At 70.1% G+C, this 10,128-nt stretch carries 7 protein-coding genes and 3 tRNA genes; 4 read left to right on the top strand and 6 right to left on the bottom strand.

Translation table 11 applies throughout. From position 1 onward, the window contains the following. From ACIPEK_RS21225 to ACIPEK_RS21215, 3 genes are all read right to left on the bottom strand, one after another. Positions 1-1,884: DEAD/DEAH box helicase (locus tag ACIPEK_RS21225; protein ID WP_401998188.1), on the bottom strand; the 1,884-nt coding region annotated here is incomplete at its 3' end. A gap of 239 nt (positions 1,885-2,123) precedes the next feature. Continuing rightward, positions 2,124-2,693: a hypothetical protein gene (locus ACIPEK_RS21220; RefSeq protein ID WP_401998185.1), complete on the bottom strand. Its 570-nt coding sequence runs from the start codon at positions 2,691-2,693 to the stop codon at positions 2,124-2,126. A 157-nt stretch (positions 2,694-2,850) separates the two neighbouring features. After that, positions 2,851-3,201 (bottom strand): metallopeptidase family protein, encoded by a 351-nt coding sequence (locus tag ACIPEK_RS21215; protein WP_328888217.1) that lies wholly within the window; start codon positions 3,199-3,201, stop codon positions 2,851-2,853. A gap of 340 nt (positions 3,202-3,541) precedes the next feature. Here ACIPEK_RS21215 and ACIPEK_RS21210 point away from each other — a divergent pair. From ACIPEK_RS21210 to ACIPEK_RS21200, 3 genes are all read left to right on the top strand, one after another. Beyond that, positions 3,542-3,614 (top strand) — tRNA-Glu (locus ACIPEK_RS21210). A gap of 38 nt (positions 3,615-3,652) precedes the next feature. Next, a tRNA-Asp gene (locus tag ACIPEK_RS21205) sits at positions 3,653-3,727 on the top strand. A 22-nt stretch (positions 3,728-3,749) separates the two neighbouring features. Further along, positions 3,750-3,826: transfer RNA gene (locus ACIPEK_RS21200), tRNA-Phe, on the top strand. Between the two features lie 38 nt (positions 3,827-3,864). Here ACIPEK_RS21200 and ACIPEK_RS21195 read toward each other — a convergent pair. Genes ACIPEK_RS21195 through ACIPEK_RS21185 form a run of 3 tightly spaced genes read right to left on the bottom strand, consistent with a single transcriptional unit; the run spans position 3,865 to position 6,002 of the window. Then, entirely contained in the window at positions 3,865-4,713 is an 849-nt protein-coding gene (locus tag ACIPEK_RS21195; protein ID WP_401998182.1) for a cytochrome c biogenesis CcdA family protein, read from the bottom strand. Beyond that, positions 4,710-5,510 carry a DsbA family protein gene (locus tag ACIPEK_RS21190; RefSeq protein ID WP_401998179.1) on the bottom strand — a complete coding sequence of 267 codons (801 nt, stop codon included), beginning with the start codon at positions 5,508-5,510 and terminating at the stop codon, positions 4,710-4,712. Before ACIPEK_RS21190 ends, ACIPEK_RS21195 begins: the two co-directional genes overlap by 4 nt. A 57-nt stretch (positions 5,511-5,567) precedes the next feature. Further along, on the bottom strand, positions 5,568-6,002 hold the full coding sequence (locus ACIPEK_RS21185) for a hypothetical protein (protein ID WP_401998176.1): 435 nt from the start codon (positions 6,000-6,002) through the stop codon (positions 5,568-5,570). A 155-nt stretch (positions 6,003-6,157) separates the two neighbouring features. Between ACIPEK_RS21185 and hrpA the strand changes: the two genes are divergently transcribed. Beyond that, positions 6,158-10,102 (top strand): ATP-dependent RNA helicase HrpA, encoded by a 3,945-nt coding sequence (hrpA, locus tag ACIPEK_RS21180; RefSeq protein ID WP_401998173.1) that lies wholly within the window; start codon positions 6,158-6,160, stop codon positions 10,100-10,102. The last annotated feature ends 26 nt before the right edge of the window (positions 10,103-10,128 follow it).

Here is a 10,128-nt window from a genome sequence, read left to right as displayed (position 1 = left end):
CGACGGACGGTCGTTGTCGCGGCGGAAGCCACCCGACGGACGGTCGTCACGGCGCTGGAAACCACCACGGTCGCCACCGCGGTCGTCACGACGGTCCCGGCTGAACGACGGACGGTCGTTGTCGCGGCGGAAGCCACCCGACGGACGGTCGTCACGGCGCTGGAAACCACCACGGTCGCCACCGCGGTCGTCACGACGGTCGTTGCCACCGCGGTAGCCGCCACGGTCGCCGCCACGGCTGTCCCGGCGGTCGAAGTTGCCGCGGTCGTCGCGACGGTCGTCACGGGCGGCGGCCTGCTCCGGTACGGAGACGGCGACCTCGATCGCGGCCTCCGCCTCGGCGGCGGCCTCGGCCACCGCGGCCTCGGGGTCGTCGCCCCGCTCGCGCGCGGCACGGGCGACCAGGCGGTCGGCCTCCTCGCGCAGCTCACCGGCGCGGCGCTGGACGCGCTCCAGCTGCTTGGTCAGGTCGGCGACCTCGCGCTCCGCCTGCTTGGCGGCGTTGTTCGCGGAGTCGGCCTGGACCTCGGTCAGCGAACGGGCGCCGGTGATCTCGGCGACCTCCGGGTCGAAGGCACCCGCGCCGCCCACGATGTGACGCGAGGCGTCGACGCCCGCGTCCTCCATCAGGCGGAAGATCTGACGTCGCTGGTGCGGCAGCGCCAGCGAGACGACGACACCGGACTTGCCGGCACGGGCGGTACGGCCCGAGCGGTGCAGGTAGTCCTTGTGGTCACCGGCCGGGTCCACGTTCAGCACCAGGTCGATGCCGTCAACGTGGATACCGCGGGCGGCGACGTCGGTCGCGACGAGCGCGTTGACGTAACCGTCCTTGAAGTCGGCGAGCACGCGGGTACGGGCACCCTGCGTCATGCCGCCGTGGAGTGCGTCCGCCTTGACGCCCGCCTCGACGAGCTGCTCGGCGATGCGGTCGGCGCCCAGCTGGGTGCGGACGAAGATGATGGTGCGGCCCTTGCGGGCGGCGATGGCGGAGGTGACCGGGGCCTTGTCCTTCGGCTTCACGACGAGGACGTGGTGCGTCATGGTCGTGACGTTGCCCTGGGCGCTGTCGACCTCGTGGCTCACCGGGTTGTTCAGGTAGCGCTTGACCAGCGTGCCGATCTCGTTCTCCATCGTGGCGGAGAAGAGCATGCGCTGACCGCCGACCGGAACCTGGTCGAGCAGCTCGGTGACCTCGGGCAGGAAGCCCAGGTCGGACATCTGGTCGGCCTCGTCGAGGACAGCGACCTGGACGTTCTCCAGGGAGCAGGCGCCCCGGTTGATGATGTCGCGCAGCCGGCCCGGGGTGGCGACGAGGATGTCGACACCGCGCTCCAGCGCGTAGATCTGGTTGCCCATCGACGTACCGCCGCAGACGACCTTCATCTTCAGGCCGAGCACATCGCCGTACGGCTGGAGCGCGTCCGCGACCTGCATCGCGAGCTCACGGGTCGGGGTGAGGATGACCGCGCGGGGCTTCTTCTTCTCGGTGTGGCCGCCGGCCAGCGTGGCCAGGGTCGGCAGACCGAAGGAGAGGGTCTTACCGGAGCCGGTACGGCCACGGCCCAGGATGTCCTTGCCGGCCAGGGCGTCCGGAATGGTCGCGGCCTGGATCGGGAAGGGCGCGGTCACACCGTTCTGCGCGAGCTTGCGGACGATGCCCTCGGGCAGGCCCAGGTCACCGAAGGTGACGGTCGGCTCGGCGTCGGCGTCGTCATCCGCGTCGACAGCGGAGTCGGTGTCGGCCTGCTCGGCCTGCTCGCCCTGCTCAGCCTGGGTGGCCTGCTCGGCCTGGGTGGCGTCTGCCTCGATGGAGTCTGCGGACTCGGCGACGACGGCCTCTGCGGCCTCGACGAGCTCGTCGTTCTCGATGTTCTCGGGCATGACGGTGTGGTCAGAACTGGAAATTGACATGCGAAATGCGAAACCTTCCGGAGTCTCGGCACGCGCCCGTAACTCCGTGATTCGCAATTTCGACCGCCTCAATGCGGTCCAGCCACGGCAAGGGAGAGTACGCGCCACACGGCGCGCTTCTGTTTCGGCGCCGGGCAATGGGATCAAACGATCTACCACCATACGCACTCCCCCCCACATCGCGCAAACCGCCCTCCCTCGACCCCCTGCTACACCGGCCCGACCTGCGGCGAGACATCCGGCGTCCGCAGCGCCGACGGCTTCTCCAGAGCACGCAGCGCGTGCTTGCGGAGCTGAGCCGCCGACGAGGCGGACGGCTGCGGCGACGGCTCCGAGGGCTCAGGCTCCGGGGAGGCGGGCGGCTCGGGGGTGGCCGGCTCGGACGGCGGCGGGGATCCGGGCTGATGCGGCACTCCGGGCCCCGGCTGCGAGACCGAGGGCACCGGCAGCCCGCCACCCCCCGCCGGCCCCGGATCACCCGGCTTCGCGCCGGGGTGTACGCCGCCGGGCGAGCCCGAAGGGCCGGCGGAGCCGCTCGGCTCCGCCGATTCGGCCGCCTCCCGTTCGGAATGCGCCTCGGCGCCGCCACCACCGTGGCGGGAGCCGCCGGCGCCCGCCACGGTGCCGCCGTCCGGCCCCGCCGTACCCCCCTTCGGCTCGGACGTCGGCGACGGCGCCGGTTTCCCTCCGTCGTCGCCGACGCTCATACAGCCTGTGGACGCGGCGACCGTCACTGCGATGACGGCCGCCCATCGGACGGGGGCGGGCAACTGGCGCACGGGAGGCACCTCCGGGATACGAAGAGGGGGCGGAGCGGTACGGGAAGAAGCGGGGGGCGCCGTGCCCAACTCCCTTTGCCCCGCCGGGGACACGCCCCGCGCCGGCCCGCACGCCTCCCGCACGCCTCCTGCGCGCCACCCGTACGGCGCTCGCGGCTCATCCGTAGCCGAGCGCGTGCAGCCTCTCGTCATCGATGCCGAAGTGATGGGCGATCTCATGGACGACCGTGATCTCGGTCTCGGCGACGACGTCCTCGCGCGACTCGCACATCCGCAGCGTCGGCCCGCGGTAGATGGTGATCCGGTCCGGCAGCACCCCCGCGTACCACTCGCCGCGATCGGTCAGCGGCGTCCCCTCGTAGAGCCCGAGCAGCTCCGGATCGCCCGGGGCGGGTTCGTCCTCGACAAACACCGCGACGTTGTCCATCAGCCGCGTCAGCTCCGGCGGGATCCGGTCCAGCGCCTCGGCGACCAGTTCTTCGAACTCTTCGCGCGTCATCTCCAGCACTCCGCCATTGTCCCGTACGGCCACGCGCCGGGCCCGGTCGCCGCCGCCCACAGGCCGGGCCGAGATCGCCCCTGGCGGTCCTGGCCCGACGACGGGCGAGGTCAGCCGCCATCTGCCGGAGGAGAACCCGACCGGAGCGACCCCTTCGCCTATTCGGTTTGGCTGACGCCGAAACGCCGTAGTACAGTCTCCGACGTGCCCAAGGGCGCCGGTCAGGGCTTGACCGTTCTGAGACCCTAGAGGTTGAAGGAGAAGCGGAACCTCTCGGGGGAAAGCGGAGTCACACGCTTCTCACGTCCCCTCGGGCGACAGACGCAGAAGCAGCAGCACCAGCAGTTCTGCCCTCATCGTCTAGTGGCCCAGGACGCCGCCCTTTCAAGGCGGTAGCACGGGTTCGAATCCCGTTGGGGGCACGCACCACCTTGTGCGACACTTAGTCGCACAAAAGCTTGGTCCTGTGGAGCAGTTTGGAGTGCTCGCCACCCTGTCAAGGTGGAGGCCGCGGGTTCAAATCCCGTCAGGACCGCTGCAGCCCTTATGAGCTGCGTGGCTGGGTAGCTCAGTTGGTACGAGCGATCGCCTGAAAAGCGATAGGTCGCCGGTTCGATCCCGGCCCCAGCCACCACCCGAAGGCCCCGTCCGATGGACGGGGCCTTCGCCGTGTCAGGCCTCTTCCCGGTCCCCCGAGTTCACGTCCCGGCCGCGCCACGCCCGTACCGCCAGAACCAGCAGCACCACCGCGACCCCGGCCACCAGCGCCATCGCGTCCGGCACATGCTCTCCGATGCGCTGGGCCCACTGCTCGACGGCGAACGATTCGTCCACGTCCAGCAGTCCGGGCAGCGCCGTCGTCCCGTCGTACGCGAGGAACAGCGCGCCGAGACCGACGAAGAAAAGCCCCGACAGCAGCGTCGTGGTGTGCAGCTCGAAGCGGCCGAGCCGGAAGGTACGACCGCGCAGCCAGGCCCGTCGGCCCAGGTCGAAGCGTTCCCAGAGCAGCGCGAGCAGAAAGAGCGGGACCGCCATGCCGAGGGCATAGACGGCGAGCAGCAGTCCGCCGTAGACCGGGCTGCCGCTGACCGCCGCCACGGTGAGGACGCTGCCGAGGATCGGGCCCGCGCAGAAACCGGCCAGTCCGTATACAGCGCCCAGCGCATAGACGGATAGGGCGGTGGTCGGGCGGATCCGGCCGCTGAGTGCGGCGATCCGGCGTGAGGCGAAGCCCAGACCCACGATCTGCGCGATGCCGAGCACGATGATCAGCCACCCGGCGCCGAGGACGAGCGCGTCGCGGTGGCTGTAGAAGAGCCGTCCGGCGTACGAGCCCGCGGCGCCGAGCGGGACGAGGGTGGTGGCCAGACCCGCGTAGAAGATGCCGGTGCGGGCCAGGAGCCGCGAGGTGGAGTCGATGGAGTACGCGAAGAAGGCGGGCAGCAGCAGCGCGCTGCACGGGCTGACCAGAGCGAGCAGCCCTCCGAGGAAGGCCGCGAAGTAGCCGATGTCAGCCGTCATTTCGCGCTGCCCTCGGCGCCTTCGGCATCCTCGTCGCCCTTGGCGTCCTCGGTGTTGCGGGCCTTCTCGGCCGCCGCCTCGATGGCCCGGGTGAAGGTCTCCACCGACTGGGCTCCGGCGATCGGGCGGCCGTTGATCAGGAACGACGGGGTGGAGGTCGCACCGATCCCGTACCCCTGTTCCTGGTCCTTGCCCACCGCGGCAGAGGCGGCGGAGCTGTCGGCGTCACGCACGAACCGGTCGAGGTCCGCGACCCCGGCCTGCTGGGCGAGCGCCTTCAGCCGGTCCTTGCCGAACCCCTGCTCCTTGGCCCCCTCGGCGTACGCGGCACGGTGGAACTGCCAGAAGCGGCCCTGCTGCCCGGCAGCCCAGGCAGCGCGGGCGGCCGCCTCGGACTCGGCGCCGAAGATCGGGAAGTTGCGCCACTCGATGCGCAGGGTGCCGTTGTCGACGTACTTCTTCACCAGGGCCGGTTCGGTGTCACGGGCGAATTTGCCGCAGTAGCCGCACTTGAAGTCGGCGTACTCGATGAGGACGACGGGCGCGTCCACCCTGCCCTGCGCGAGCTTGTCACCGGCGTCGCGCCGGGCGAGCTTCGCCAGCTCCGGATAGACGCCGGCGTCCGGGTCCGCAGTGACATCGGCGACCGCCGAGGAGGAAGAGGAAGAAGCCGAGTGGTCGGGGGCGGTGGCCCGGTAGGAGACGAAGCCGAGCAGGGCTGCGGCGACTACGACTCCGGCGCCGTAGATCAGCGGCTTCCTGGAAGACGGCGTACGTGAGGACGTGGATTTGGGCATGCGGGACTCCGTGCTGGTGATATGGGAGGAAGGGACGACCGGTCGCGGAGCGGCCGTCTACACCCTCAGTACGGAGAGCTCGACCGGAGTGGGCGCGGCAGCCGCGGGGCCGCGCAGCTTTATCCGTACGGGCGGGCGGACGGGTCCCTGTCCGGTGGCGGCGGGCAGACCCCACCCGGCGAGGCCGGGCGCCTGGTCGTACGCCGCGCGGGCCCGGCCCGGCAGAGCGGGCTCGCCGTCCTCGTGCTTCCGGCTCTTGCCGCACCCCGGGGTCCCGTGCCGGTCCACGGCCGACGCGGCGGCCTGGGCGGGGCCGGTGGACGCCGCATCCCTGCCGAGGCCGGCCGAAGCGGCCGCCCTTTCGGCGCCGGCCTCAACAGCCGCGACCGCCGTACGTCCTGCATCACCCGCGACAGCCGTCGCCGGACCGCACAACAGCCCCAGTGCGACCGCGAGCACCGCCACCAGGCAGCACCACTGCGTACGGGACACGGCGACCGGCCTTTCCGGACGGGGCAACGGGTGGTCAGCTGCCGGAAATGGTACGTGCTGTGATCCCCCGCCTCCGCGCAGTGCCGATGTGGTGACCCGGACCGCACGAAATATGTTCGCCGTTCTTCGGGCCCGGGTGAGATCCTGGGCTCCGTATGTCTACTTCCTTCGCTGATCTCCAGTACCGGCTCGGACAGCTCTCGCTCCGCGATGCACACCGGCTCGGCCGCCGTCTCGAAGGGGCGCGCCGCATCCGTAAGCCCGAGGCCCGGCAGACCGTGCTGGACGAGATCGCCACCGAGGCCGGAAAGGCAGCCGAGCGGCTCGCGCTGCGTGCCACGCGGATGCCCGCCCTGTCGTACCCGGAACAGCTCCCGGTCAGCCAGAAGAAGGACGAGATCCTGGAGGCGATACGCGACCACCAGGTCGTGATCGTCGCCGGGGAGACCGGCTCCGGCAAGACCACGCAGATCCCGAAGATCTGTATGGAGCTGGGGCGCGGTGTCCGGGGCATGATCGGGCACACCCAGCCGCGCCGGATCGCGGCCCGTACGGTCGCCGAGCGTGTCGCCGACGAGCTGAAGACCCCGCTGGGCGAGGCGGTCGGCTGGAAGGTCCGCTTCACCGACCAGGTGAATCCCGACGCGACGTTCGTCAAGCTGATGACGGACGGCATCCTGCTCGCCGAGATCCAGACGGACCGCGAGCTGCGCGCGTACGACACGATCATCATCGACGAGGCCCACGAGCGGTCGCTGAACATCGACTTCCTGCTCGGCTATCTGGCCAGGCTGCTGCCCAAGCGCCCGGATCTGAAGGTCGTCATCACGTCGGCGACGATCGACCCAGAGCGGTTCGCGCGCCACTTCGGCGAGGCGCCGATCGTCGAGGTCAGCGGACGTACGTACCCGGTCGAGGTGCGCTACCGCCCGCTCCTCGAAGAGGAGGGCGACGACTCCGACCGTGACCAGATCACCGCGATCTGCGACGCCGTCGACGAGCTCCAGTCGGAGGGCCCCGGCGATGTCCTGGTCTTCCTCTCCGGCGAGCGCGAGATCCGCGACACCGCGGACGCGCTGAACAAGAAGAACCTCCGCCACACCGAGGTACTCCCCCTCTACGCCCGCCTCTCGCACGCCGAGCAGCACCGGGTGTTCCAGCGCCACACCGGTCGCCGGATCGTCCTGGCGACCAACGTCGCCGAGACCTCGCTGACCGTCCCCGGCATCAAATACGTGATCGACCCGGGCAACGCCCGGATCTCCCGCTACAGCCACCGCACCAAGGTCCAGCGGCTGCCGATCGAACGGATCTCGCAGGCCAGCGCCAACCAGCGCAAGGGCCGCTGCGGGCGTACGTCGGACGGCATCTGCATCCGGCTGTACTCCGAGGACGACTTCCTGACCCGTCCGGAGTTCACCGACCCCGAGATCCTGCGTACGAACCTGGCCTCCGTCATTCTCCAGATGACCGCGGCCGGCCTCGGCGACATCGAGAAGTTCCCCTTCATCGACCCGCCGGACCACCGCAACATCCGCGACGGCATCCAGCTCCTCCAGGAACTCGGTGCGCTCGACCCGGACGAAAAGGATCCGAAGAAGCGGCTCACCCAGCTCGGCCGGAAGCTCTCGCAGCTGCCCGTCGACCCGCGCCTGGCCCGCATGGTCATCGAGGCCGAGCGCAACGGCTGTGTCCGCGAGGTCATGGTGATCGCCGCCGCGCTCTCCATCCAGGACCCGCGCGAGCGGCCCTCGGACAAGCAGACACAGGCCGATCAGCAGCACGCCCGCTTCAAGGACGAGACCTCCGACTTCCTGGCGTTCCTGAATCTGTGGCGGTACATCCGCGAGCAGCAGAAGGAGCGCGGCTCGTCCAGCTTCCGCAGGATGTGCAAGCAGGAGTATCTGAACTTCCTGCGCATCCGCGAATGGCAGGACATCTACGCGCAGCTGCGTACGGTGGCCAAGCAGATGGGCATGCAGGTGGAGGAGCCCTCGGCGGGCACAGACGTGCCGGAGCAGGCGGTGCACACCTCGCTGCTGGCCGGGCTGCTCTCGCACATCGGGCTGAAGGACACCGAGAAGAACGAGTACCTGGGGGCCCGCAGCGCCAAGTTCGCGATCTTCCCCGGATCTGCGCTCTTCAAGAAGCAGCCGCGGTTCGTGATGTCGGCCGAGCTGGTCGAGACGTCCCGGCTGTGGGCGCGGGTCAACGCCAAGGTCGAGCCGGAGTGGATCGAGCCGCTGGCCCAGCACCTGCTGAAGCGCACCTACAGCGAACCGCACTGGGAGAAGGACCAGGCGGCGGTGATGGCGTACGAGCGGGTCACGCTGTACGGAGTACCGATCGTCGCCCAGCGCAAGATCAATTTCGGCCGTATCGACGCCGAGACCTCCCGCGACCTGTTCATCCGCAACGCCCTGGTCGAGGGCGACTGGCGGACGCACCATCAGTTCTTCCACGACAACCGCAAGCTCCTCGGCGAGGTCGAGGAGCTCGAGCACCGCGCGCGGCGCCGCGACATCCTCGTGGACGACGAGACGCTCTTCGACTTCTACGACCGGCGCATCCCCGATCATGTGGTCTCCGGGGCACACTTCGACTCCTGGTGGAAGCACAAGCGCCGGGACGAGCCGGACGCGCTGGACTTCGAGCGCTCGATGCTCATCAACGAGAAGGCCGGGGCCGTCACCAAGGACGACTACCCCGACTCCTGGCGGCAGGGGGAGCTCAAGTTCAGGGTGACGTACCAGTTCGAGCCCGGTGCGGACGCGGACGGTGTGACCGTCCACGTCCCGCTCCAGGTGCTCAACCAGGTCACCGCCGAGGGCTTCGACTGGCAGATCCCGGGCCTGCGCGAGGAAGTGGTCACCGAGCTGATCCGCTCGCTGCCCAAGCCGATCCGCCGGCACTACGTCCCCGCGCCGGACTACGCGGGCAAGTTCCTGGACCGGGCGGTCCCCCTCCAGGAGCCGCTGCCGGTCACGCTGGCCCGGGAGCTCCAGCGCATGGTCGGCGTCCCGGTCGGCGCCGACGACTTCGACCTGACCCGCATCCCGGACCACCTGAAGATCACTTTCCGGATCGTCGACGAGCGGCGCCGCAAGGTGGCCGAGGACAAGGACCTGGAGGCGCTGAAGCTCCAGCTGCGCCCCAAGGCCCGTCAGGCCCTCTCCAAGGCCGCCGCGGCCACTGCGGGGCCCTCGGGCGAGTCCATCGAGCGTTCGGGCCTCACGGACTGGACGATCGGCACCCTGAACCGCGTCTTCGAGACCCGCCGGGCCGGCCAGCCGGTCAAGGCGTACCCGGCGCTGGTCGATCAGGAGGGAGCCGCGGCGGGCACAGTGGCCGTACGGCTCTTCGACACCGAGGCCGAGCAGCAGCAGGCGATGTGGCGCGGCACCCGGAAGCTGATCCTGCTGAACATCCCGGTGAACCCGGCGAAATTCGCCTCGGACAAGCTGACGAACCAGCAGAAGCTGGCTCTGTCCCGCAATCCGCACGGCTCCATCCAGGCGCTCTTCGAGGACTGCGCGACCGCGGCCGCCGACCGGCTGATCGGCGCGCACGGCGGCCCGGCCTGGGACGAGGAGTCGTTCCGCAAGCTGTACGACAAGGTGCGCGCCGACCTCGTGGCGCTGACCGAGCACACGGTCAAACAGGTGCAGCAGGTACTGGCCGCCTGGCAGGCCTGCGAGCGGCGCCTGAAGGCCACCAACAGCCTCGTCCTGGTCAACAACGTCACCGATGCACGGGACCAGCTCGCGGCCCTCGTGCCGCCGGGGTTCGTCACCGCGACCGGGCTGCGCCGACTGCCCGACCTGATGCGCTATCTGGTCGCGGTGGACCGCCGGCTCCAGCAGATGCCGACGGCCGTCCAGCGCGACACCACGCGCATGGCGAAGGTCCACGAGATGCAGGACGAGTACGCCTGGCTGCTCGAACAGATGCCGCAGGGCAGGCCCGTTCCGCAGGAGGTCCTGGACATCCGCTGGATGATCGAGGAGCTCCGGGTCAGCTATTTCGCGCACGCCCTGGGTACGGCCTACCCCGTCTCCGACAAGCGGATCGTGAAGGCGATCGACGCGGCGGCCCCGTGAGACGGCCCCGGCCGGAGCCGTAACGG

This window comes from Streptomyces sp. NPDC088246, from assembly GCF_044741025.1.
Classification (GTDB): domain Bacteria; phylum Actinomycetota; class Actinomycetes; order Streptomycetales; family Streptomycetaceae; genus Streptomyces.
This window is presented reverse-complemented; position numbering and strand designations above follow the sequence as displayed.